The sequence below is a fragment of the Candidatus Hydrogenedentota bacterium genome, from assembly GCA_016791475.1.
Lineage (GTDB): Bacteria > Hydrogenedentota > Hydrogenedentia > Hydrogenedentales > JAEUWI01 > JAEUWI01.
Genome location: JAEUWI010000001.1, coordinates 52,580 through 77,842, shown reverse-complemented (window position 1 = coordinate 77,842; position 25,263 = coordinate 52,580). Strand labels below are relative to the sequence as shown.

13 protein-coding genes are annotated in these 25,263 nt (G+C 62.3%); 7 read left to right on the top strand and 6 right to left on the bottom strand.

Going from position 1 to position 25,263, the window contains the following annotated elements:
- Positions 1-8: 8 nt before the first annotated feature.
- From JNK74_00290 to JNK74_00270, 5 genes are all read right to left on the bottom strand, one after another.
- The gene (locus JNK74_00290; protein MBL7644602.1) at positions 9-8,678 is read right to left on the bottom strand and encodes a PASTA domain-containing protein; all 8,670 of its coding nucleotides are present in this window, start codon (positions 8,676-8,678) and stop codon (positions 9-11) included.
- A 298-nt stretch (positions 8,679-8,976) separates the two neighbouring features.
- The gene (locus JNK74_00285; GenBank protein ID MBL7644601.1) at positions 8,977-11,142 is read right to left on the bottom strand and encodes a CehA/McbA family metallohydrolase; all 2,166 of its coding nucleotides are present in this window, start codon (positions 11,140-11,142) and stop codon (positions 8,977-8,979) included.
- A 16-nt stretch (positions 11,143-11,158) separates the two neighbouring features.
- A complete protein-coding gene (locus JNK74_00280) occupies positions 11,159-11,779 on the bottom strand; it encodes a hypothetical protein (protein ID MBL7644600.1) in 621 nt (206 codons plus the stop codon).
- 40 nt (positions 11,780-11,819) lie between these two features.
- A complete protein-coding gene (locus tag JNK74_00275) occupies positions 11,820-13,505 on the bottom strand; it encodes an ADP-ribosylglycohydrolase family protein (GenBank protein MBL7644599.1) in 1,686 nt (561 codons plus the stop codon).
- Positions 13,506-13,671: 166 nt separating this feature from the next.
- Positions 13,672-14,490 carry a hypothetical protein gene (locus JNK74_00270; GenBank protein ID MBL7644598.1) on the bottom strand — a complete coding sequence of 273 codons (819 nt, stop codon included), beginning with the start codon at positions 14,488-14,490 and terminating at the stop codon, positions 13,672-13,674.
- A 243-nt stretch (positions 14,491-14,733) separates the two neighbouring features.
- Here JNK74_00270 and JNK74_00265 point away from each other — a divergent pair, with 243 nt between their 5' ends.
- Positions 14,734-17,364, top strand: a complete 2,631-nt coding sequence (locus tag JNK74_00265; GenBank protein ID MBL7644597.1) for a sigma-70 family RNA polymerase sigma factor — start codon at positions 14,734-14,736, stop codon at positions 17,362-17,364.
- Between the two features lie 451 nt (positions 17,365-17,815).
- Here the strand turns inward: JNK74_00265 and mutS are convergent, their stop codons facing one another.
- Positions 17,816-20,473 carry a DNA mismatch repair protein MutS gene (mutS, locus tag JNK74_00260; GenBank protein ID MBL7644596.1) on the bottom strand — a complete coding sequence of 886 codons (2,658 nt, stop codon included), beginning with the start codon at positions 20,471-20,473 and terminating at the stop codon, positions 17,816-17,818.
- 286 nt (positions 20,474-20,759) lie between these two features.
- On the opposite strand from mutS, the gene JNK74_00255 reads away from it, so the two are divergent.
- The 6 genes from JNK74_00255 to cysE all read left to right on the top strand — a co-directional run bounded on the left by JNK74_00255 (position 20,760) and on the right by cysE (position 25,256).
- Complete coding sequence (locus JNK74_00255; GenBank protein MBL7644595.1) at positions 20,760-21,263, top strand: N-acetyltransferase; 504 nt, start codon at positions 20,760-20,762, stop codon at positions 21,261-21,263.
- 6 nt (positions 21,264-21,269) lie between these two features.
- Complete coding sequence (locus JNK74_00250; protein MBL7644594.1) at positions 21,270-22,076, top strand: pyrroline-5-carboxylate reductase; 807 nt, start codon at positions 21,270-21,272, stop codon at positions 22,074-22,076.
- A 158-nt stretch (positions 22,077-22,234) separates the two neighbouring features.
- The gene (locus JNK74_00245) at positions 22,235-22,882 is read left to right on the top strand and encodes a DivIVA domain-containing protein (GenBank protein ID MBL7644593.1); all 648 of its coding nucleotides are present in this window, start codon (positions 22,235-22,237) and stop codon (positions 22,880-22,882) included.
- Positions 22,883-22,885: 3 nt separating this feature from the next.
- Complete coding sequence (locus JNK74_00240; GenBank protein MBL7644592.1) at positions 22,886-23,692, top strand: outer membrane lipoprotein carrier protein LolA; 807 nt, start codon at positions 22,886-22,888, stop codon at positions 23,690-23,692.
- Positions 23,689-24,297 (top strand): septum formation protein Maf, encoded by a 609-nt coding sequence (gene maf / locus JNK74_00235; GenBank protein ID MBL7644591.1) that lies wholly within the window; start codon positions 23,689-23,691, stop codon positions 24,295-24,297. The genes JNK74_00240 and maf overlap by 4 nt, the downstream gene beginning before the upstream one ends.
- Positions 24,298-24,443: 146 nt before the next feature.
- Positions 24,444-25,256, top strand: a complete 813-nt coding sequence (cysE, locus tag JNK74_00230; protein MBL7644590.1) for a serine O-acetyltransferase — start codon at positions 24,444-24,446, stop codon at positions 25,254-25,256.
- The last annotated feature ends 7 nt before the right edge of the window (positions 25,257-25,263 follow it).

Genomic DNA, 25,263 nt, shown 5'->3' with positions numbered 1-25,263 from the left:
GTATTGCTTTACCGCTGCTTACCCGGGAGCCCGACATTCTGGCGCAACATGACGCCATAAACAGGGCTCCAGTCATCCGAAACCATGGCGAGCATCCAGGGTGTTGCCTCCCAGTGCCATGCCGACTTGGCGGGGCGCTGGACTACGCCCCCCCCTGTTTCATTGAATACCACCAGCACGGGGAAGGTGGCGAGCGCGGACAGGTCGACCAGCGACCCGGCCTCGGATGCGCGGAAGGTATTGTTGTAGGGGGTGGCCGGGTTGAGTGTAATCGTGTCCAGGGCGGAGAGATTCACCGCGGCGCCCGTTGATGCCGACACCGTGAAGCCAACGCAGCCGTTGGGGCTGAGGAAGCTCATCGCCGTCAGTGCGGGTAGCGACACGAGACTGGGCGCGCTATCACCGGCGCGAACGCCCGACGAACCAATGATCTGCTCGCCACACGACACATCGAAGGTGAAGGCGGTCACCTGGGGAAGCACGAGCGAGGCGCCCGTTGCCGCGAAGAGCCGGACATTGCTCAGGCTGGACAGCACCGGCGCATCAAAGAACCCGTTGGCGGTGACGCTGATGTAGCGGGTGGCGTTCGACGCGCCGGCCATGCTCGCCAGCTTGGGCGCGTCGAACTCGGCGTCGCCGTTGATGGTGATGTTGGAACCGGCTATGGTCAACAGCTCGGGCACGGCCAGGTTTCCGGTTTCGGACATGGTTACGGTGGTGTCGGCGATGGACGTGAGTGCCGGCAACGCCAGCGAACCGTTGACGTTCATGGTAAGACTGTCGATGGTGGTGGCCGAGGGCAGGCTCACGGAACTCCCATTGAGGATCGTCACGTTGCCGAGCACCGAGGCGATGCCGGGCGCCAGCAATTCGCCGCCGCTATCGATGTAGAGGGCGAGGGCCGCATCCAGCGCGGGCAGGGCGGAAATGTCCACCACCGACCCCGCACCCGACGCGCGGAAGGTGTGGTCGTAGGGGTTGGCGGGATTGACCACCACCGACGTGAGGGCGGAGAGATCGATCGCGCCGCCGGACGATGCGAGGATGGAGAAGCCCACGCACCCGTTGGGCGACAGGAAGGTCATCTCCTCCAGAATCGGCAGGGACACCAGACTGGCCAGCGAATCGGAGGCCCGCACGCCGGAGGATCCGATGATCTGCTCGCCGCACGACTGATCGAAATAGAACTCCGTCAGCCCCGGCAACTCGAGGGCGGCGCCGGTGGCCGCAAAGAGCCGCACATTGACCAGCGAGGCCAGCATGGGCGCATCAAAGAACGCGTCGTTGCTCACGCTGATGTAGCGCGTTCCATTGGCCACGCCCGACATGGTGGCAAGCTTGGGCGCCGAAAAGACGCCGTTGCCGGTCAGGGTGATGTTGGAACCGGATACGTCCAGCACTTCGGGCAGGGACAGCGCGGCCCCTTCGGAAAGGGTCACGGTGGAATTGGAAATCGCGGTGAGGGCCGGCAGGGAGAGCGCCCCGGCCACGGTCAGGGTCTGGTCGCCCAGATTCGTCACGCCGGCCAACTCGACCGTGCTGCCGGAATAGACGTAAAGATTGCCCAGGACCTCGGCGATATTCGGCGCAAGAATCTCGCCGCCGGAGTCGGCGTAGAGGGCCAGCCCCGCATCCAGCGCGGTCAACGACGACAGGTCCACCAGTGAACCCGCGCCCGAAGCCCGGAACGTATGGTCGTAGGGATTGGCGGGATTGAGTACCGCGGCGGTGAGGTTGGAGAGGTCCACCGCCCCGCCCGAGGACGCGAGAATAGTGAAGCCCACGCATCCGTTCGGCGAAATGAAACTGAGCGACTCGAGCGCCGGCAGTGAAACAAGGCTGGGCTGGCTGTCGCCCGCGCCCACGCCGCTCGAACCGATAATCTGCTCGCCGCAGGACTGATCGAAGGTGAAGGCCGTCAGGGCCGGCAGTGTCAACTCGGCGCCGCTTGCCGCGAAAAGACGGACGTTCTGCAGTGAGGACAACAGGGGCGCGTTGAACGCGCCATCGGCATTGAGACTGATGTAGCGTGTGCCGTCCGGCGCGCCAGACATGTTGGTCACCTTTGGAACCTCCATGACACCACTTCCGCTGATCGTGATGGTGGACCGGGAAATGGATGGCAACTCGGGAAGAAGGAGTTCGCCGACATCCGAGACGTTTACTGTGCTGTTGGAGAGGGACGTCACGAGGGGCAACTCGAGGGTTCCATTCACCGTCAAGGTCATGTCGGCGATACTTGTGGCCGCCGGGAGGCTTACCGCGCTGCCCGCGTACACAGCGACATTGCCCGTGACCTCCTCGATGGCGGGGACTAGCAGGTTGCCGCCCGAATCCGCGTTGAGCGCCAGGGCGGCGTCCAGACCGGGCAGTGCGGAGAGATCGACCAGCGAACCCGCGCCCGAAGCCTGGAAGACGTGGTCATAGGGATTGGCGGGGTTGACAACAACCGAGGTCAGCGCGGGAAGTTCCACGGTGGCTCCGGAAGCGGCCCGAACTGTGAAACCCACGCAGCCCGTTGGCGACAGGAAGGTCAGCTCCTCCAGCATGGGCAGCGCTATCAAACTGGGCTCGTTGTCACCCGAGCGAACGCCGCTGGCGCCAATGATTTGCTCGCCGCAGGACTGGTCGAAAAAGAACTCCGTCAGCCCGGGCAAGACCAGCGAGGCGCCGTTGGCGGCAAAGAGTTTCACGTTGACGAGGGAGGACAACAGGGGCGCGTCGAATTGGCTGCTCTCACCGAGACTGATGTAACGGGTGGCGTCCGCCGCGCCGGTCATGGCGGTGAGCTTGGGCGCATCCAGCACGGCGCTGCCATTGAGCGTCACATTGGAGTTCGCCATACTCGTGACCTCGGGAAGATGGAGCTGGCCGATATCCGACAGGTAAATGGTGCAATTGGTTATGCTGGTTATCTGGGGAAGATCCAGGACCCCGCCCACATTCAAGGCAAGGTCTCCCAGCAAGGTTGCGACGGGAAGCGTAAGCTCGCTGCCGCTGTAGACCGACAGCGTACCGTAGATCTCCTCCACGGTGGGGACATCAATTGTCCCCCCGGTTTCCGCATACAGCGCCAGTCCCGAATCAAGCGCGGCCAGCGATGAAAGGGAAACCACGGAACCTTCGCCGGAGGCGCGGAATACGTGGTCGTAGGGGGTTTCCGGGTTGAGCGTCACGACTGTCAGCGCCGAAAGATCGACTGCGCCGCCCGCGCTGGCCCAAATGGTGAATCCGCCGCAGAAACTCGGCCCGATATACTCGATTTCCGTCAATCCCGTGAGGGCGATCAGGCTCGGCCGGTTGTCCGATGTGCGCACGCCGTAGGAACTGATAATCTGCTCGCCGCAGGCGTCCGCGAAGCTGAACTCCGTCAATCCCGGCAGATCGAGTATGGCGCCATTGTTCGCGAACAACCGCATGTTGTGCAGGGCGGTGAGCATGGGAACGTCAAAGACCGCCCCGTCGTAGAGGGTAATGTAGTGGGTCGTTTCGGTTGCGCTTATGGCGGCGAGTTTCCCCGCGCTGAAGGAACTGGTTCCGGCGATGGTGAAATTCGTGTCGACGCAGGTCACCAGCTCGGGAACGAGCATACTTCCCGCACCGGAAAGGTTGACCAACGTGCCGTTCAGGGAGGTCGCCGCGGGAAGGTCCAGGGTGCCGAACAGATTCAGATTTACGGCGCCCACGCTGGCCGCGAGGGGAAGCGAGAGCACGGAATTCTCGAAGACGGATATGGGTCCCAATACGTCGGTCACATTGGGGGCGCTAATCGTACCGCCGCCGTCCGCATAAAACGCAAGTTGCTCGCCCAGGGACGTCAGCCCGGGAATATTCATCTGCGCATTTTCCCCCGAGGCGCGGAAAACGTGGTCGTAGGGGTTGTCGGGATTCAGCGTGAGCTCGGAAAGCAATGGCAAATCCACAACACCACCATACCCGGCAAAAATGGAGAATCCGCCGCAGAAGTTGCTGCCTTGATAGCGAAGGGTGGCGAGCATCGGCAACGAAACCAGACTCGGCCGGGAACCCGGCGACTGCACACCGCTGGAGGCGATGAGCTGGTCGTTGCAGCCGACGGTGTTGTCGAAGGCCGTCAAGAGGGGCAATACGATCTGACCGCCATTGCTGGCCGAAAGGCGCATGTTTTCCAACCCTGTCAGCACGGGCACGTCAAACTGACCGTCATCCGCGACCTGTATCCAATTGCTCTGGTCGGGCGCGCCCCGGAGGGTCTCAAGCAAGGGCGCATCGAAATGGCCGCCGCTGTAGATCGAAACATCGGAGGCCGAAATCTCCTCGGCCAGGGGCAGGTGGAACGTGCCGCTGACGGAGCACTGGAATTTTTCAAGACCGGTGGCCTGGCCGATGGTGAGCCGCGATCCGGCATCGAGAACCGACAGGTACATTAACTGGTCCGACGACGCCGCGATCTGAGCAATATCCACCTGCGCACCCGCGGTCACGTTGAGCCGCTGGCCGCCCTGAGAGGTACCGCCGGTGCGCTGAATCTCGCCCGACAGGATAAAGGACGAAGTTACGCCCGTAACCGACAGCGTTCCCTGGCTCTGAATCAACAGGGTGCCTTCGTAGCGGGACTGACCAGTGACGTTTACCGTGGTATTGCTGGCAATCGTGACCAGATTCTGGCCGGCGCGCACGCGCATGTTTTCCCAGTTGGTGAAGGAGTCCACCGTAATGGTGCGCGGGTCTCCACTTGAATTGATGAGCACAATGGAGCCCGGGCCGGGCACCGCCCCCCCACTCCAGTTTGCGGCGTCGTCCCAGGCGCCGTCGTTGGCCCCGGTCCACTGCACAATCAGGGACGGATCCACCAACTCCAACACGAGAATACCGGCATCCGTGACGCCCTCGGGGGACAGTTCCACAACGCGGTTCGCACTGCCAAAGGAATCGCCTTCGTTCCAATCCACAAATATCGTCACCGTCGAGGCACTGGCCGATACCAGCGCGTCGAGCGCGAAATAGCCTTCCGCGTTCGTGGTGGTGTTGCCAAAAGCGGAAGAGACTTCAGCACCCGCCGCGGGACTGCCGTCCGGCTGCTGCACAAAGCCCACCACCTGCACCTGGCGACTCTCGTCGACCACTTCGAAGCGTTTTACCGCCGTGGCGCCTTCGTTGGTGGCGGTCACCAGCACCACGCCGGGCGCGAGGGCCGTCAGCACGCCCTCCGTGTCCACCGTCGCCACGCTGGTGCTGCTGACCCGGTAGGTGGTCCCGTCGCTCACGGTGCTGAGGTCGATCTCGTCGCCGCCGAGGAGCACGCCCGTGGTCGTGATCTGGACGGTGGTCCCCGTCTCGATCAGGGTTGCCGGCGCGCTCATGTAAATGGACTGGGGAATCGGCGGCGGCGTATCGGAAAAGATGAGGTCTTCCGTGGCGATCTCGATGGACTCGCCCTGCGTGATGCGGAAGGGATTACTGTATACATAGCGGTTGCCGCGAACTGTGGCCGAAACGCCCACGATACGCACAAACTCATCGCTGATGAAATCCGGGCGTGTGCCGGGGCCATCGGGACCAAACTCATCGGGGGCGGCCACATTGCTGAAGCGGAACACGCCTGCGGCGTTGGGCGTCACCACCTGGCCGTTCAACGTGAGGCGCCAGGTGTCGTCGAGGCGGTCGGGCAGGGGCGGCTGCTGCGCGATGGTAAAGTCGAAGTCGTTAGTGCCGTCACCGTCGGTATCGGCCACAAAGGGATCGGTTCCCATGAGGAATTCGTAGAAATTCGGCAGGCCATCGCCATCGGGATCCGTGAAGGCATCGGTCGGTGAGGTGGGATCAAGGCCCACTTCAACTTCCCAAACGTCGGGGATAAGATCTTCATCCAGATCGTCGTAGAGCGGGGCGGGATCGCCCTGCTTGTCCTCGTGCGGTATCGCCGTCTTGCAAAGGCCGCACTCTTTGAGGCGGTCCTGGGTGCCATTGTAGGCATCATCGCCAAAGGAAGCCACGGCCGCCGTGTACGCCGCCGCAACAAGGCCACAACGGCTGTTCGCCAGGACGTCCAGATCGGAAATATTGTCGTCGCATTGCTGCAACAGGTCGGCATAAAACTCGAGATCGCAGGCCGACTTGGACTTGCCACAGGTGGCGTAACAGTTGTCATGCTTGTCGCACGCGGGCGCGAGAGGCACATAGTAAATAGATGCGAGTCCAGGCACGTACACGTTCTGGGGGATCGGGAAGGGCGTGGAGACCGTGGGCGATCCGCAACCGTTTGGTTTGAACTCATCCGGGGGACATTCTTCGTCGACGTCACCGGTAACCGAGTAGGGCGGGCAGTTGCAGCCCCAGCCCGACAGGGTCAATCCACTGCCGGGGTCGGTGGTAATCACGCTGCCGTCTTCGCTCACGGAGCCGGAGGCTACGATGTCGAACTGCTCGTTGTCGTGATTGTAGCTAAGGAAATAGGCCACGGCGCCGGGGGCCAGCCCCGTCATGTTTGGATAAGTCACTGCCACGGGCGGGTCAAAGGTGGAACCCGCGGGCTGGAGCGTCCACGCGAAGGGCGGCGACACGCCGTCGGGCATGGGCATGGGCACGTCGTCGTGGTGCACCTGATTCAGCGACATCACCTGCGGATCGGAGGGACTCGGGCGGGTGCCGTCGCGGCGGGTCATGCTGCCCGCTTTAATGGTCATTTCCAATCCTTCAACGCCCTCAAGCGTGAGGGTAATATCCTGCGTACCGTCGTAGGTCACGGCGTTCGCGGGATTCAGCGGCGGCAGCTTGACCGGTGCGGAAAGGCCATTGGCGGCATTGGGCACGATGACCTGATTGAAGGAAAGGCCGGGAAAGGAGCCGGGCGCCACGGCCACACCGCCCACGGCGGTTGCCTGGAGTCCATCCAGGAAAAACTGCGCCGGCCCCGGGGGCACGTCACCAAAGAAGAACTGGCCGTCGGCTCCTGTCGATACGTCGGAGAGTACGGTGGTGTTGTTCACCACGAGCGTACAGGCCACGCCTTCAATGGGCTGGCCCCCGTTGTCCTGCACGATCCCGCTGAAGGTCGTGGGCAGGAAGGCCTTGCGCTCCAGGCCAAAGGCGTCGAAGGTGACCGGCAGCCCCGGGTTGCCCTCGTAGTCCGCCGTAACAAGATTGTTCCCGCCCTTTGGCCCGAGCTGGAATTCCACCTGGGCGTGGCCGGTCTCGCCCGTCTCCACGGTCACACTTTCGAGACCGTTTACCAGACCGCCGCCTTGCGTGACCGTGAAGGTCACCGGAATGCCGCTGATGCCGTTGCAGTTGTCGTTCACCCAGGCACGAAGCGGATCGGGCACCTTCGCGCCCGCCTCGCCGCGCTGGCCCGTGCCGCTGCCGAGGTTGATCTGCTTCGGCAGGCCCGGAAGCGCCGTCGCGCAGAAGAAGGTCGTGCCGCTAATGTCGGTGCTGGTCACTTCGACACGGTTGTTGCCGCAACCCGCGTCGCTCCCCATCCAGAAAAAGACCCCCGCCTCGCCATTCGCATCGGTTTCCAACTGCACCTGGCGCACGCGGGCCTCCAGGTCATTTTCCACCGCGCCGAGCAGGCCGTTGCTCTTCACAACGCTAAAGGTGACCAGCTTGCCGGCAAATGGGTCCCCGTCGGGGTGGGTCATGCGAATGCGCAGCGGCTCGGCGAGGCTGTTGTAGACCACGGCACTCTGGCCGTCGCCGGAGAGCACGGCCATGCGCGGCCCCGTGGGTTCCGCACGGGTCACGGTAATCGTTTTCTCAATCGTGTTGCCCAGGGCATCCGTGGCCACGGCGGTGAGCACATTCTCGCCGATGGACAGGGACACGGCGGGGCGTTCATAGGTGCCGTTGGTGCCGATTCCAATGGCCACGGCCGCTTCCGTTCCATTGACGGTCACCCCGAGGCCCAGGAAGCCGCTGAGGGTGTCCGACACGCGCCCGGCCACCGTGATGGACTCGTTGGTCAGCACCGCGCCGTCCTCGGGAAAATCGATAAAGAGTCCCGGAGCCTGACCGTCCTGCAGCACGTTCACGATACTCGGCGCACTCTCTTCACCCTCGCCATTGCGCGCCGTGACAAAAAGCTGATTCTTCCGGTTCGCCCGAAGGTTCACCGTCACCTCGAAGAGACCGCCCGCGTCGGCCTCCGCGGTTCCCACGGAAGCCCCGCCGTTCACGCGGATGGACGCGCCGGGCTCGGTCTCGCCCGTAAGCACCACCGTGGTGGATGCCGTTTCGGACGCGGACGCAGTCACCACGGGCGGTGCGGGCACCTCGCCTTCACCCTCGCCTTCACCCTCGCCTTCACCCTCGCCTTCACCCTCGCCTTCACCCTCGCCTTCACCTTCGCCTTCACCCTCGCCTTCACCTTCACCTTCACCTTCGCCTTCACCTTCGCCTTCGCCTTCACCACCCGGATCGGGCCCGAGGGATACGGTGATGCTCACGGAGGCGTTAGGGGAGACCTGCGCGCCCGCACTCGGACTCTGGGAAATCACCAAATCCACCGCCACGGTAGCGCTGTGGGCCTCATTTACCGTGCCCAGCGAAAGCCCCTCCGCTTCCAGCGAGGCTTCCGCCGCCGCCTCGGTCAGTCCCCGCACATCGGGCACGGTGACTTTCTGGGGCGGGCAGCCCTGGATCAGGGCCGCAGACGCGAAAAGAAGAAAAAGAGATGAAAGGGCGGATACAGTCTTCATGGGATTGCCTCGCCGACACCAATCCCGTGAGCGGTGGCGGCAGTTGCTGGAGAAAGATTGAGGTACGGGCCCGATTAGCCCATGTCACGAAGATGCGCGAGCACGATCACGCACTTCGTACTGTCTGCGGAAATTTCACGCCTGGAGTTGCTACCGTCATCCTTGAAATCTTGGTTGCTTCAATGCCGCCAACTGGACATTAGCACGCCTCGGGCAATAATGCAATAGGACTTTTGCCCATTACACGCCATACACTCCAATCGACAAATTTTCGGCACTCTATAGTGCGGTTCGAGAATTACTTCCGCAGGGCGGCTTCCGCCTCGTGGGTCTTGCGCAGGGCCTCGTACTGGCCGCGGGCTTCCTGTACGCGCGCGCGCAGGGCTTCGGCTTGGAGGGCCAGCTCTTCGGCCCATTTGTTGGTGCCGATTTCGCCTTTCGCCTGCTTTTCCAGACCGTCGGCGATGAGTTTATCGATTTCGTCGAGACTGGCCACGCGCTTGGCGAGGAGGGCGTCGACGGCGGCGTAGTCCCAGAAGCGAAGCCCGTCGCGCACGAGGTAGACGGGGGTGGTGTGAGCGCGGTAGCCCTCGGTGGCCTCGACGCGGGCGGCGAGCCAGCAGCCGTCCCCCGGCTCCATTTCCAGGTCGAGTTCCAGTTCGTCCGCCCCGCCTTCGGGCGCTTCGACGGTCTGAATCACCTGCCCGTGCTTGACAATTTCGAGTTTCACGGGGGTGGTGAAGCCCGTCGCGCCCCAGGTGCGCGCGCGGACGCGGACGGTCTTGCCTTCTTTAATCGCCAGTTCATCGCCGGGGTAGGCCTTGTCCACGCGGAAGTCGATCATTGGGCCATTGGTGACGAAGGTATTGCCGCGCTCAAGCGCCGCGAACCACTTGTCGGCCGTGAAGGCGCCGCGGCCGGTGTGTGCGTAGACCCGCACCTCGCCCACGGTGCCGCCCCAGGGCACGTCGGACCCGGCGGACGCTGTCACCTTGAAGCCGAGGTTCAGGAAGTCGTAGTAGAGATCCGTGCCCAGATTGGCAAACTGGAGCAACTCGACAAAGTCGATGAGGTCCTTCGGCGCGGCGAGGGTCATGCCCCGGTGCACGTAAAACAGATCGGTGTTGACGTGGGCAAAGCCGGAGAGCCCGCCCTGGGCCGCCACGTTTTCAAAGATCCAGTCGTACTGGTAGTAGCGCGCGGTGTCGCGGACCATGTCGGTGATGTTCAGGGAGATCGTGTGGCCGAGCTGGTCATGGGTGCGGGGACATTCCTGACCGGGCACGAGGATATAGCCATCCTCCTGCACGCGATGCTCCGGCCCGAAGCCGCGTTGCTCGAACCAGGTGCGGTTCATGTCGCCCATCTTGAGGATATTGCCCAGGCGCACATCTTCCGCCTGGATCCAGGTCATCACCTGGCGGGTGTCCACATCGCTGAGCATCTGAAAGTGGATATGGTCGTCGCCGCTGTACCATCCGGACTTGCGCATGTCCACCCAGCGCTCGGGCCGATAGGTCTTTTCGATGGTTTCGCCTTCGGTCACGGTGAAGGTATCTATAATCGGCACGTGCTCCGTGCCGCGGCGGATGACCACCTCCCACTCGCCGGGGGGCAGGGTCATGTCGATGGGATCGGGCACGCACCAGTAGTTTCCGGCGAGCTTGCCGTGGAGATTGGCGCGGCGGATGCCGGTGCTCGACCCCTGGGTGTCGAACTGGGGCGCAAATTCGAGGGCGTTGCGCGGTTTGTACTCGCTGCCGTTGGTCTTCCACAGCAGCCGCAGCATGGCGGGCGCGGGTTTTCCGGTGTCGTCGGACAGCACGGCGAGCTTCAGCCGCCCCTGTTTCGGCGTGGTAATTTCGAGCGGAAGGGTGTAGCGCTCACGGCCCGGAAAATTAAGAAAGACCCGTACGGAGACGCTCCGCGCGGGCACATTGCGGAGGGAAATCAACAGGTAGGTCGTGCGCGCGGGGTCGATCCCGTCCACGTCGACCAGATCGCGGCCGCCGGAGAAATCGAGCTCGGCCAGAGCACACTGGGGATTACCCAAGCCCGCATTGATGCGATAGAGCAGGGCACCCGAGTCGCCCGGCAGGGAAACCGTCACCTTCGGAAAAGCCTGAGGGGTTGGAGCCAGAGTGAGGTCGGCGAGGGCCGGGACGCCATCGAGAAGTTGGATGAGCGCCGCCGCTTTCTCTTCCCGCTCCTTCGCACCGTCCGCCTTGGCGGCGTCGTCCGGGCCCCGCTCCATGTTGCGCTCGGCACGGCGCAGTCCCCGGTTGACCTCGTCCAGCGCGGTGCGGGTCGCCTCATCGAGGAGGTACCCATGATATTGGCTGAGGGCGGCGGACAGGGCCGAAGCGCCCGGCACGCTGGTGGAGCCCTGTGCCCCCGCGACGGACGCCAGCATCAGCGCAATTCCCCACACGGCGATTTCCAAAAGCCTTCCCACTTGCTTCATGGTCTCTCTCCCTTTCTTAGCGCGCCGGGGTGCTCCCGGTGCTTTTCCCATTCCCACCCAGTTGGGCCTCAAAAATCAGCGGTGCGTCGGCCCCTTCCGCCCGGGGCCGTTCACGCCCCCCGTTGGCCGCGCTGATCTGAATCCCGTCCTTCGCGGCGACGCGAAGGGACGCCATTGCCGGAACATCGGCATAGAGGCTGTCGTGCACTTCCAGCGCGGCCTTCCCATCGGGCAGCGCGGGCAAATCGGCAAAGAAATGGAGGCGGATCTCGAAACGCAGGTGGGCCTCGCCGCCGGGCGGAACCGCGCAAGCGATCTCGGGATCGAAGCGGGGCACGAGTTCGAGCGCGGCACCGTCGACGTGCAGGAGCAACGCCTTTTCCGCTTCCGCCATGAGCGCCTTCTCGAAGGCCGCGCGCTCTTCGGCGCTGAAATCTCCGTCGCGGTTCACATCGAGCGCATCGCGCCGGGCCTCCGCCTCGTCGTCGAAGAAGGTCAACTGGACCGTCAGGTCAAGGTACGTTTTCGATGCCTCCAGAAGCACGTCATGCTGGACATAGGCCGATAACGTCGAATGGGCCATGGCGAGACCGCAGGGAACTGCGAGTCCAATTGCCATGACCCATCGAAGTAACATCGGGACTATCCTTCCTGCCTCGGGCGAAGCGCCCTTCGGCTCAAAGTCCTATAAGCGAAATCTCGCCCCAGTAGGCGGCTTCGCAGAACCAGCCCGTGGGCTTGTTCAGCAGCTCGGCCTTCACCATCTGGCCCGCATAGGGCGCCAGATCGACCTCCACCGTCAGCCAGCCGTCTGTCACGGTATCGGCACTGACCGTCTGATTGACCACTTCCTTACCGTTCAACTTCACGACCAGATCCCAGTCGCCGCCGTCGTGGTGGCTCACCACCAGGCGAAGCTTGGCCTTGGACCCGGCGGGCAGGGTGCCTTCGCGCCACAGAACGCAGGGCGTCTCGCCGTCGTCGGGATGGGTGAGGAGCACGCGCTGGCGCCCGCGGAAGTCCGCGCGCATGCCGGGGTCCATCTCCAGGCCGCAGTCTTCCACGTTCCAGCCTTCGGCAAATTCGGCCACGATGGGCTTCATATCGGTACGGCCATCGGTGAGTTCGGTCGGACGAATTTTTTCGGCCATTTCTTCAGCCGTGTATTTGCTGTTGGCAATCGGGCCGGGCGTCCAGCTCTGTTCAAGGGGGCGAAGCTTCGGGGCCTCGCGCTTGATCAGCAGCATTTCCCTGCCGCCTTCCGTGACAATCTTACCGCCCGCGCGCACGATGGCGTCGCGACCGAGTTTCTCGCAGATCTCCAGCAGACCGGCAAAGGTGTAGTCCGTATGAGTGAACTTGGTCTCCAGATCGAGCTTGGACGTGAACTTCTCGGGAATGTTTTCCAGGCCAAGCGAGGTGAAGAGGATGCCTGCCGCACTGGAGGGATTGCAGTCCGAATCCTGGCCGCCGCGCGTGGCGATGATGATGGTCTTATCGGGATCGCGCTGGCCGTAGAGCAGGCCCATGACGATGTAGGCGCCGTTGATCTTGGCGTCGATGTTGAAGGTCTTCTTCTTCCCGCCGCAGGAAAATTTCCGGTAGTCCAGGTTCTCGTTGTACTTCGCCTCGATCAGTTTCCAGGTCGCTTCCCAGTCGTTCGGATTTTCTTTCCACCAGGCGATTACATCGCGCATGCATTCGGCGTACTGACTTTCAGCGGGTATACACTCAAGGCCCGCCAGCACGATCTTTTCCGGGTCCGTCTCGAAGAAGGCTGCGGAATACATGCCGCCCACGAACTGGCCGCCGTAGATGCCGTCGCCGTAGTTCACCAGCCGACCGAAAACTTCCCCCAGCGCGATCGGCACATTGGGCATGCCCGGCGCGATGAGGCCGGAGTAATCCGCCTCGATCTGATAGTCGATATCGTCCGCGTGCTTGTTGAATTCCGGGTGGCCCGAATCCGGCGGCGCGATGCCCGCCCGCAGGTTCTTCCGGCCCGTATCGTTCGCGTGCCAGAGGGGATAGCCGCTCCGGGCGAAATCGATACCCGCCTGCTTCAGCGAAACGTCCCAGCCGTAGACTTCCAGGCTCTTGAGGAAGGTCATTTCCACATACAGGTCGTCCTGCCAGAACTGGTTGATGATCTCCGGGCGCCATCCAGGCATCTTGTCCTCGGGCACGATCACGCCGTTGTACTGGAACTCCGTCGGGCCGCCCCAGCCCACCCCCGCCATCTGTCCAATCCAGCCCGCCTTCATGCGGCTCAGGAATTCATCTGCGGGAATGCGGAGCATGTCATCCTGCGCCGCCACGACGCTGCAGATGCCCAGGGAGAGAGAAAATACAAGACGCTTCATAGATACCTCCGAAGCCGCGCGGGCCTGACACCCGAGGAAGGGAAAGGCTGCACCGCGCGCAGATGATGGCCAATGTGGACTGCCATTTGAACAGATATGACCGCAGCCGGTCAAGGAAGCAGATGCCGCTGGAAATGGCGCTCGCATTGCTCCGCAAACGGAAAAGTCAGCGAATGGACCCGCGCTCGATTCGCTCCACGACTTTCACGGCCAGTTCTTTGTGGCGGTCGTACTGGTGGACCACATGATAGGGCTCGCCGGCCTGGTTGACCACGAGATCGTCCTCGTTGAGGTGAATCGACTCCGGCGCCACGTAGTTCAGCGTCAGTATGGGGCCTCGTTCGTTGGAGTAGAGGCGCGTGCCCGGAAGCCCATCGGAATAGAGCAGATAATTGTGGACGCATTGATCGATACCGGAGATGACATGCATGATATTCGGCGTGCGCTCGTCGATAGCGCGCAGCCCGGCGCACATGGCGGCGAGATAGTCGCGTACGGCGGCCCCGGTTCCGATGGTGGTGCCGGAACAGGAAATCTTGTGCCGTCCGAGGCGACCGAGCACCTCCTTGCCATAGGCGCAGGCGAGCCATCCGGAATTCGCCAGGCAAGTGGCCAGGGTCATCTCGTCACTCTCCAGAAAACAGCAGAGTCCGTCGCCCAGGTCGATCTCAAAGGGGTTCCGCTGAAAAACAACATCGCGCACATCCGCCAGAAGGATCTTGTCCGGCAACTCCGCGAGTCCCTCGAGATACTGTTCATAGATGAAATAGCGGAGGGCGTTGATCGGCGTGGCGGTGAAGGTGTTGTACTCGTCCACCGTGAGGATTTCCACACCCAGATCGTCCAGCGCCTTGCACGTGGGCTGGCTCGCCTGACCGACATAGAACACGACCTTGCCGTCAAAACCGGTCTGATACAGAGAATGGAGAAAGGGCTTGAGCTCGTCGTACTCCAGACCCTTGATGGCACCAAACACGAGATTCATGACGTGCGAGTTCCTTCCTATTGGTGGGAAGCGCCCATGATAGCAGACTGGGCGGTGCGGGAATGAAAGTACCGCACGAGGAGGTCGCTCCCCACGCGCTTGAAGTCCGCCCACCGCAGGTGTACGCGATAGCGCCCGACTCTGTAACCTGGGAACACCGGCCCCGCAAACTGACGTTTTCACCCTCGACACGGTCCCTTTTATATACAATGCAATGGGCCTGCAAGGCATGAGGGACTGACGATGCAAACCGCCGATCAATTGTTGCTGGAGCGCTGGCGCGCCGAGGGGGACGCCGCGGCATTTCGCGAGATTACCGCGCGCTACGCCGGGCTGGTGTATGCCGCCGCGAAGCGGGTGTTGAAAGACGCCAGCGATGCGGAGGACGTGGCGCAGGAGTGTTTCGAGGCGCTGGCTTTGCGGCGTGATGCCGCACCGGCCTACCTCGGGGCATGGCTGCATAAAGTGGCGACGAATCGGGCGCTGAACTACTTGGATTCCGCACAACGGCGGCGTACGCGGGAACAGCGGGCTGCGGCAGCAACTCCGGAATATACGAGCACCGAATGGGACGACCTCTACGAGCATGTGGATGCGGCAATTGCGGAATTGCCAGAGGAACTACGCGCCGCGATTGTGGGGCATTTTCTCGAAGGCCGGAGCAAGGCCGACCTCGCTCGCGTGCTGGGCGTGAGCCGTCCGGCGATCCACTACCGCATCGACAAGGGCCTGGAACAGGTGCGGCACGCGTTGCGGCGGCGCGGGGTGACGGCGAGCGCCGGGGCGTTTGCAGCCGCGATGGCCGCGCAGGCGAGTCAAATGGTTCCGGCGAGCCTGACGGCGTCAGTGGGCCGGATTTCGGTTGCGGGTGCTGCTGCCACAGGTGCGAACCTGCCGACAGTTGTTGCCTCGACGCTTCCGGGCAGCTTCGCGTTGAAGATGATTGCCAGCTGTACGATCATTGCTGCAATGGCCGGGGTTATCGGCTTCGCCGTGCAACGAAACCGCGCGGCACTCTCCGAAGCAGTGCAGCCCGCAGTCGAGTTGACGGCGGCGAGTGACGGAGAAAGAGGGCGGGTTGTCAAGCCATTGGAGACGCATACATCCAAAACGTCCAATGAAGAAGTTAATATCGTGAAAGTCGTCCCAGCCAGAGCGACTCAAAAGGATGTCAGTGATGCGGGCATGGGCGACCTGGTAATCTCGGGGCGCGTCTTGAATCGCCGAAATCAACCGCTGGAGAGGGCACAAGTGCAGGTGTCCGGGCAAGGAGCGTCGGCCATGGTGTTTACCGGCGAGGATGGCGTCTTTCGCCTTACCGGCCTGCCGCCCGGGATCTACAGTGGCAGCGTGGATCAGAGCGACTACACGGGACAGGCGCTGCGTGATTTGGAGGCTGGCACCGAAGGTTTGGAAATTGTTCTGGATGATCTCGGCAGTGTTGAAGGGGTGGTCGTGGACGCTGCGACCGGCTTTTCCATCCCCCGATACTCTGTTTCCTTGCAGCGCGGTTTTGCCAGCGCCGTCCAGACGGGTAGTCTGGGAGACACGATCAACGTGGACGATACGCTAGGTCAGTTCAGAATGGGACGTGCTTCGCTAGGCGAAAACACCCTCATCATACGCGCCGACGGGTACAAGACAGCCTTCACCCCGGTAACCCTTGAATCCAGCGATCCGCTGCTTGGTGTCCGGGTCGAACTGAGTGCCGGAATCCGCGCGGAGGGGCGGGTGCTCGACAACGAAGGGAATTCCGTCACAGGCGCAAGGCTTTATACGCGGGCTTGGGCGTTAGAAATGCAATTTATTCCGAATGGAAATGAGATGGGACCGAGAGCCGCTGCAGCCACGCTGGCGGACGTTACGGGGGAAGACGGCACGTTTTCGATTGGCTCACTGGACGGCAGCGAGGAGGCGATCTACGCGTTTCATCCAGAAAAAGGTAGTGGAAAAGTCGCACTCGCGTGGGACGACGCGCTGTCCCTTCAAGGTTTGGATATCACATTGGAGCGATCCATAGGTGAAGCGGAGGTTTGGGTGACCATCGGCGGTCAACCTGCGGAAGGTTCCTTTGCGTTTGCCGCGCCGCTCTATGATCCGCACGGAAGCACTTACCAGAGCGGGCGAACGGATGCAAGCGGGCGCGTGCATTTTCCATCGCTTCCATCGGGCGAACTCAGGATAGTGGCGGGCATTCCGGGGGAGGACGGGTACCGCCGTCGCATCACGGTAAAAGTAACCATCGAAGCGGGTAAGACGATCTCCGTGCCCATAGCGTTTGTAGCGCCAAGTGCCGCATTGGAAGGTCTTGTGCGCCTTGGCGAGCAGTTTCCGACGGGGGGCGGCATTACGCTTCAGATGCTACGCGGAGAGGACGAGGAGGTGCATATTGCTGCCATTCTCACCGGCGGTACGTTCAAGATCGATAACTTGGCTCCGGGTGAAGCGACCATGAACATTAATCCCACCTTCGGCGAAATCGGCCATTGGAAGTCGATTCCCGTAACGATCACTGAGGGGACAAATCCGTGGATGGAGATCGACTTCGCCGGGGGCGGTGTGATCGAGGGTGTCGTTGAGGGCATTCCGATTACGGCGCACGCCCAGGTGAGCGCAATTCACGGGGAGGTGGAATTCACAGAGGCGTCGGCCCACGCATTCGAAGGTCTTGCAGGTCAAGTGGAAGGATCTGCGGTAGTTGACGCCGCAGGTGGCTACAGGATCGAAGACATCGCACCGGGCCAGTACACCCTGCTTTGCTTTGTGACTACGACCGCGCACACAATTCGATTTGAGGGTGCTCGTTTTGCCACGACGGTCGTGGAGGTAGTCGATGGAGAAACGAGGACGGCGGACTTTGACGTGAGCGAGTAGCAAGGCCATTGTCTGTGGACGGCAGACCCTTTCTGTAAGGCAGTTATTCGGCCATGCACAGCAACTTCAGGTCAACGTCGAGCGCCAACGTGGTTTAGCCATCCACAGAGCCCACTTCAGTCGCTGGCGGACCTTGCGTATCGTTGGCGGGCGAAAGTCGAGAGACAAAAAAAGGGCCTCCTAATATGTGGAGAGCGCTCTGTCTCAGCCTGGAAGGCTAAGCCACGGTGGTGCGCTTCCGAGTTCAATTGGGCTTCGCGAAATCAGGGATTGCCAATATATCCGAACTGTCAGAAAGGAAATGGCACTGATTTCACCACTGCACATGGAGCGACCGGCACACGAATTCTCCTGCGGCGAATCGTCGATGCTCGTTCCTGGCAATCGTATGGCACTTCTGGTTGGTAAGGTGTCACGCCCACAGGTAAGCAAGACGGCCCGAATCCGGGTGTCACCCTCTCGGTTTATTCAGCAAATGCTTCAGCCGATACAGCATGTCATGGGCCTCACGGGGTGACAGCGCGTCGGGGTCGATGCCTTCGAGTTCTTTCTCAACCTTGCTGGGTTCGGCGGCGGCGCCCGTGGGGCCGAAGAGGTACATCTGCTCCGGCAGACCGACGGCGGCGGTGTTGCCGGATTCGAGGCCTTCGAGGATTTCCCGGGCGCGGGCGAGGAGGCTGGGGGGAAGGCCGGCGAGTTTTGCGACCTGGATGCCGTAGCTGTGATCCGCGCCGCCGTCCACGATGCGGTAAAGGAAGATGACCTTGTCGCCGAGTTCGCGCACGGCGACGTTGACGTTTTTCGCGTGCTCCAGCTTGTTCCCCAAGTCGGTGAGCTCGTGGTAGTGCGTGGCGAAGAGGGCCTTGGACTTGCTTCGGTCGTGGATGAACTCGGCGACGGACCAGGCGATGCTGATGCCGTCGAAGGTGCTGGTGCCGCGTCCGATTTCGTCGAGGACGAGGAGGCTGTTGGCCGTGGCGGAGTTGAGGATGTTCGCGGTCTCGATCATCTCGACCATGAAGGTACTCTCGCCGCGCACGAGGTTGTCCGACGCGCCGACGCGGGTGAAAATGCGATCCACCACGCCGATGCTCGCGCGGGACGCGGGCACGAAGCTGCCCATTTGGGCCATAAGGGTGATGAGGGCCACCTGGCGCAGGTAGGTGGACTTGCCCGCCATGTTTGGGCCCGTAACGATCTGGAGCGTTGAGCCCTTGCGATCAAGGATCGTGTCGTTGGGCACGAAATCGCCGCGCGGCATGAGGTCCTCCACCACAGGGTGGCGCCCTTCGATGATGGTGATCTCGCCGTCGTTGGTGATCTGGGGTTTGTTGTAATTCTTGGTGACGGCCACTTCCGCGAGGGCGACGAGTATATCGAGCGTGGCGATGGCGTCGGCCGTCTGCTGGATGCGACGCGATTCGGCGGCGACGCGCTGACGCAGGGCAACGAAGAGCTGGTGCTCCAGGGTCTGCATCCGCTCCTGTGCGCTGAGGATTTCCTCTTCCTGTTCCTTGAGGCGCTGGGTCACGTAGCGCTCGGCGTTCACCAGGGTCTGCTTGCGCTCGTAGTCGTCGGGCACCATCTTCGTGTTGCCCTTGCTCACTTCGAGGAAGTAGCCGAAGACCCGATTGTAGCCCACTTTCAGATTGGCGATACCCGTGCGGGCCCGCTCTTCGGCCTGGAGCGTGGCGATCCAGTCGCGCCCGCCGCGGACAAGCTGATGGAGCCGGTCGAGGTCCGCGTTGTATCCGTCTTTAAAAATATTGCCTTCCGTGACGGCGAGGGGCGGGTCATCGACGATGGCTTGGTCAATCCACGACGCCACGTCGGCCAGCGGGTCGAGTTGCGTGCGCAACTGGCACAGCAAATCCGATTCCGCGTGGGCGAGGGCCTCCAGAATCGCCGGGAGCCGATTCAGAGAATTGCCGAGGGCCTTTAAGTCGCGACCGTTGCCCGACTGGGCCGTAAGCCGCCCAAGCAGTCGCTCCAGATCCGCCACGCCCTTCAGTCCGTCGCGCAGGGCCATGCGAAGCTGGGTGTCGTCGAAACATTCCTCCACGGCGTTGAGGCGCTCCTGGATCGCGGCGACATCGAGCAGCGGATGGAGTATCCACTGGCGGAGCTTGCGCCCGCCCATGCTGGTGAGGGTCTTGTCGAGTACGCCGAGGAGCGTGCCGCGCTTGGATTTTTCCACCTGCGATTCAATGAGCTCGAGGTTGCGCTGGGTGTTGCCATCGAGGACCACGAAGCCGCTGGGGTTGTAGCGCCGGGGCAGTTGAATCTGAGGCACGCGCTCGCGCTGGGTCTCGCGGATATAGGCGAGGACGGCCCCGGCGCAACTCGTGGCCAGGGGCGCATCGTGAAGCCCCACGCCCTTGAGGCTGTTCAGCCCGAAAAGGTGGATGATCTGTTCCTCGCCCCAGGCGCGATCGAAGTCGTCCGCCTTGCGCGTGGTGAAGGTGAGCTGGGGAAAGGCGTAACGGAGTTTTTCGAGGAGCGGAGCTTCCATGTCGGACGCCACGAGCACCTCGGAGGGCGCGATGCGCACCAGCTCGTCCACGAGGATGCGTTCGAGGTTCACCGCGAGGGTCCCCGCCTCGCCCTCCACCTGGGCCGTGATGAATTCGCCCGTGCTCACGTCCACAAAGGCGAGGCCGCCGACGGTGTGATTTACCGCAAGCGCGCCGAGATAATTATTGGTCCGCTCGTCGAGCAGTTCGGGCTCCATCACCGTACCGGGGGTGACGGTGCGGACAATTTCCCGCTTCACGATGCCCTTGGCGAGCTTTGGGTCTTCCATCTGATCGCAGATGCTGACCGTGCGCCCGCGCTTGATGACCTTGGCGATGTAGTTGTCCACCGCGCGCACCGGCACACCGCACATGGGAATGCGGGCGTCCTTGTCGGCGCCATCGCGCGAGGTCAGGGAAAGCCCGAGCAATTCCGCCGCCTCTACGGCGTCCTCGAAAAAAAGTTCGTAGAAGTCGCCCATGCGAAAAAACAGCAGGGAATCCGGCGCGAGGGCCTTGGCCTCCATGAACTGGCGCACCATGGGCGTCACCTGATTGGGGGAAATTTCGCTGAGCTTTAGCCATGTGTGGTTCATGGCGGGGATTTTAGCAGTTGACAGTGGACAGTTGACAGTTGATGACGCGGCGCTATCGGACGGATACGACCGATAGGACAGATTGGATCGACGATATCGGTCTTATTCGTCTTATCGGTCGTATCCGTCAAGTCCCGAACGGGCAACTGGACCCCATCTTCGCTGTCCACTGTCCACTGTCAACTGTCAACTGTCAACTGTCAACTGCCCTGTGCTACACTTTGCCCTCAATCTGGAGCGGTGTATCCGCCCGCAGTGTGAAGCCCCCTAAGAATCGGCCGTCGCCATGGTACGCAAACCAAAATTAACCGAAGTTGTCGCAATCAAGGCCCTGATCGACGCTGCAGTGGCCCAGGGCAGCGTCTTGCCCCGCGAACTTTCGGAGCTGTATGAAAACGTTCGGGATTTCTACGTCTATATCGATGAGGAAGGCCTGGGCGGCTGTGTCGCGCTGCACATCGACATGGTGGATCTGGCAGAGGTGCGTTCACTGGTGGTGGCGGAAGGCCGCCGCGGGCGCGGCATTGGCGAGCAGTTGGTAAAGGCGGTGCTGGGCGAGGCGCAGGGGCTGAATATAGCCCGGGTCTACGCGCTCACCCGCGTGCCCCAGTTCTTTCTCAAAATAAACTTTCGCGAAGTGGACAAGCTCGAGCTGCCCTACAAAGTCTTCAAGGACTGTATGCGGTGTCGGCTTTTCCCCGGATGCGACGAAGTGGCCATGGTGTGTGATTTGCCCGTCACGAGCGAATCCGCGGAGGCGGCCGGGCTTACGCTGGCGGCCAGGGAGTAAGGTACGTTGATTTCGGAAACCCTCGGATTTCTGGGTTATGGCAACATGGGCGCGGCCATCCTCGAAGGGCTCATCGGCCTGGGCACTGTGGACAAGACCCGCGCGCTGGCCTATGATCCCTCCCCCGCGCGCTGCGCGGAAGCCGAGCGCATCGGCGTGACCCGCGCCCCATCCCTCTCGGAGCTCGTCTCCCGTTCGGGCGTCGTCATTCTCGCGGTGAAGCCTCAGGTTATGGGGGCCGTGCTGGACGAAGTGAAACCCGCGCTTAAACCGGGCACGCTGGTAATTTCGATCGCGGCCGGAATCTCCATCTCCTTTATCCAGTCGCGACTGGCCACAGGCACACCCGTGATCCGCGTCATGCCCAACACCCCCTATCTGGTCCATGCCGGCGCTTCCGGCATGGCCCCCAGCGCGGAGTGCGGCGCCGCACAGATCGAGATCGCGCGCGAAATCTTCGCGTCCATGGGTATCGCCGAGGTGGTGGAAGAATCCGCCATCGACGCCATTACCGCCCTGAGCGGCAGCGGTCCGGCTTATTTCTTCTACATGGTGGAGTGTCTGGTGGAGGCGGCCGTGGCCCAGGGCCTGGATCGCGCCATGGCCGAGCGCCTGGCAGGCCAGACGCTCTACGGCGCGGGAAAGCTCCTGAAGGAAACGGGAGAAGCCGCCGGCGAACTTCGAAAGAAGGTAACGTCGCCCGGTGGAACTACTGAGGCCGCGTTGAACGCTTTCCGGGCCGAAGGTCTTGAAAAGACGGTCGGCGTGGCGGTGTCGGCGGCGGTGAAGCGTTCCCTGGAGTTGGGGGCGTAGAAGGAATCGGCGACCTGGCGCGGGGTTGCAGGGACGCTGGGATGAATCGAGCCGAGTCATTCTGCTGTCCCTGTAGTCCCTGCCGTCCCTGTGATTTCTCAGGTGGTCATGCGGGTTCTAAATAGAACGAAACATTTTCAGCGAATCACGGATACACTATGGAAAAGAACAACATCATGGACGAGGTGCTGGGCGATACCCTCACCCTGAACACCAGCGACTTGTACAGCGCCGATTTCCGGACGACCTTCCGCGGTTTTGACAAGACGCAGGTGACCTCCCTGCTGGAGCGGGCGGCGGACGCCTTTGACCAACTCCAGCGCCAGGTGGAAGAACTGAAGAAGACGACGGAGGCGCAGAAGGAACAGATTGTGCGCTATGAGGCGATGGAGCAGACGCTGGTGGAAGCGCTCGCCAACGCCCAGAAACTGGGCGAGAACACCATTGAGCAGGCGCGGCGCGAGGCGGAGCTGATCCGCGAGGACGCGCGTCTGGCCCGCGAGGCGGCGCTGAATAACGCCGGGGCGGTGCCGGAAGCGCTCCGCGATGAAGTGAATCACCTGCGGGCCATGCGCAAGCGACTGAAGGCCGATTTGCGGGCGGTGCTGGATATCCACGGCGCGCTGCTCCGCGGCGACGGCGAGTCCAAGCTGGAGTTCGAGCGATTCGCTCCCGCGGATGGCGCGGCCTATTTGATCGGTGGCGGTGAATACGATCAGGAAACTGCCCCGGCACACGGCCACGATGCGGACATCACCGTGATCGAGCCCGACCACGAAGAAACCGGCTACCGCCGGGAGGAGTAATCCATGGGTGCAGCCCTGTTAGTCCTGGCGGCCTCGCTTTGCGCGGACCAGCCGGATTTCGACGCCTTCTTCAAGGAATTTGCGGCCAAGCGGGCCAACGTTCAGGTCCTCCAGGCGGATATTGTGGAGTACACTTCCCAGTTTGAAGAGGTGACGAACCGCAATGGTCGCGTGGTCTTCGGCAAGCCCCGCCGCATCGTCTTCCGCTATACCGAAGAAGATCCCGTCATGCTCATTGATGATCGACGGGTCTATGAGTTCGATCCTCAGGAAGAGCAGCTCCAGATCTATGATATCGAAGACAGCCCCGAGGCCAGCATTTTCTTCCTGGGCTTCGACAACGACGCGGGTGCACTGCGCGAGGCCTACGATGTCCACCTGTTTACCGTCGAGAACGAACAGGGCAATCAGGGCATCAAGATAACGCCTTTCAAAGAGAACATGGACAACGCGCCGTTCCAGGAGGTGAGCATCTACCTGCGCACGGAGGACTTCCTCCCCTACCGCATCCACATCACCTTCGACGATGAAACACGCATGTGGACGGAGTTCAGCAATTACAAGGTGAACAAAGGTCTGGAGCCTTCAGAAACCCAGATCCGCATCCCCGCGGGCACCCGCGTGATCGAGAATGGCGAAGTGACCATCCATTCCGTGCCCGACGGCGGCCAGTTGATGCCGCCCGAGGCCATCGACACGGGCAAGCCCGCCGATGCGCCCGCCGATGCGCCCGCCACGCCCGACAAAGCGGAGCAACCCGCGACGACGCCCCCCGCGCTGGTACAGGAAAAGGAACTGCCCGCACCATGAGGCCGTTAATCCTCGCCTCTGGATCACCCCGGCGCCAGAGCCTTCTGGGCGCCCTCGGGGTGGAGTTTCGCGTTGTCACCAGCAACGCCCACGAACCCAACACGGGCGACACACCGGCGGAAATTGTCATTAAGAACGCCATCATCAAGCGGGACGATGTGGCGGCAACGACCTCGGAACCCGCCATCATCATCGCTGCCGACACGCTGGTCTTCTACGAAGAACATGTGCTGCCCAAACCGGTGGATCTCGACGACGCGCGCCGCATGCTGCGGCTGCTTTCGGGTAAGACGCATCAGGTTCTCACGGGGCTGGCCCTTGTCGATACGGTGACCGGCCAGACCGTGGAAGGTGCCGAGACGACCGATGTGACCTTTCGCGACTTGAGCGATGACGAGATCGAACATTTTGTGCACATCGTGGAACCGCTGGACCGCGCGGGAGCCTACACGGTGGACGGACCGGGCACGCTGATCGTGGCGTCCTACCGGGGATGCTACCAGAATGTACTGGGACTGCCCATGGTCCGGCTCTACGGTCTCATGGGCAAGCTGGGGGTGGACTTGTTCGCCGCGATGGACAAAGAAGGCGCAAGGTTTCTTTAGCCCCGGGGGCGGGTCCATGGAGACCCGCGACAGGGATCCCATCGTTCATGCCCCCCGAAACCGCCCTCCGCGTGCGGCCAACCCGCGCCCCATGCTATGCTACGCATATTTCTGTGGAAGGCATTCGAGACAGGAGACAGGCGTACATGGAGCTGCATACAGACGAGATCTGGGAACGGGTTCGCGCGGAAGCCACGGCGGACGCCCAGTGCGAGCCCATGCTGGCCAGCTTCATCTACTCCATCATCCTCAATCACACGTCGCTGGAGGATGCCCTGAGCTTCCAACTTGCGGGCAAGCTGGAAAGCCACACCCTCACGGCGGTTTCGCTGCGCGACTTGATCGATGAAGCCTTTTACAACGATTCAGATATCGGCGCGGCCATCCGGGCCGACATGGTGGCCGTGTGTGATCGCGATGCGGCCTGCAACAAGTACTCCACGCCCCTGCTCTATTTCAAGGGCTATCAGGCCATCCAGGCCTATCGCGTGGCCCACTATTACTGGAAGCAGGATCGCCACGACTTGGCACTGTTTCTCCAGAGCCGGATTTCGGAGGTTTTCGGCGTGGATATCCACCCCGCCGCCCGGATCGGGCGGGGCATCCTGCTGGATCACGCCACGAGCGTCGTAATCGGCGAGACCGCCGTGGTGGAGGACAACGTCTCGATGCTCCACGAGGTCACGCTCGGCGGCACGGGCAAGGAGACGGGTGATCGCCATCCCAAGGTCCGTCAGGGCGTGCTTATCGCGGCAGGCGCCAAAATCCTCGGCAACGTGGAGATCGGCGAGGGCGCCAAAGTCGGCTGCGGCGCCGTGGTCCTCGAAAATGTGGCGCCCCATACCACGGTGGTGGGTGTCCCCGCGCGGCCCGTCGGCGTCACCCTCTCCCATTCACCGGCCCTCGACATGGATCACCGTATCTATTATGAGGATTTTGAGGCCGGGCACGGGATCTGACCCGCCC

Bases quoted from the DNA above. Each gene is read 5' to 3' on its own strand.
- JNK74_00275 (MBL7644599.1), bottom strand. From the start codon at position 13,505: ATGAAGCGTCTTGTATTTTCTCTCTCCCTGGGCATCTGCAGCGTCGTG.
- JNK74_00245 (MBL7644593.1), top strand. From the start codon at position 22,235: ATGGAAAAGAACAACATCATGGACGAGGTGCTGGGCGATACCCTCACC.
- JNK74_00285 (MBL7644601.1), bottom strand. From the start codon at position 11,142: ATGAAGCAAGTGGGAAGGCTTTTGGAAATCGCCGTGTGGGGAATTGCG.
- JNK74_00270 (MBL7644598.1), bottom strand. From the start codon at position 14,490: ATGAATCTCGTGTTTGGTGCCATCAAGGGTCTGGAGTACGACGAGCTC.
- mutS (MBL7644596.1), bottom strand. From the start codon at position 20,473: ATGAACCACACATGGCTAAAGCTCAGCGAAATTTCCCCCAATCAGGTG.
- JNK74_00265 (MBL7644597.1), top strand. From the start codon at position 14,734: ATGCAAACCGCCGATCAATTGTTGCTGGAGCGCTGGCGCGCCGAGGGG.
- JNK74_00290 (MBL7644602.1), bottom strand. From the start codon at position 8,678: ATGAAGACTGTATCCGCCCTTTCATCTCTTTTTCTTCTTTTCGCGTCT.
- maf (MBL7644591.1), top strand. From the start codon at position 23,689: ATGAGGCCGTTAATCCTCGCCTCTGGATCACCCCGGCGCCAGAGCCTT.
- JNK74_00255 (MBL7644595.1), top strand. From the start codon at position 20,760: ATGGTACGCAAACCAAAATTAACCGAAGTTGTCGCAATCAAGGCCCTG.
- JNK74_00240 (MBL7644592.1), top strand. From the start codon at position 22,886: ATGGGTGCAGCCCTGTTAGTCCTGGCGGCCTCGCTTTGCGCGGACCAG.
- cysE (MBL7644590.1), top strand. From the start codon at position 24,444: ATGGAGCTGCATACAGACGAGATCTGGGAACGGGTTCGCGCGGAAGCC.
- JNK74_00280 (MBL7644600.1), bottom strand. From the start codon at position 11,779: ATGTTACTTCGATGGGTCATGGCAATTGGACTCGCAGTTCCCTGCGGT.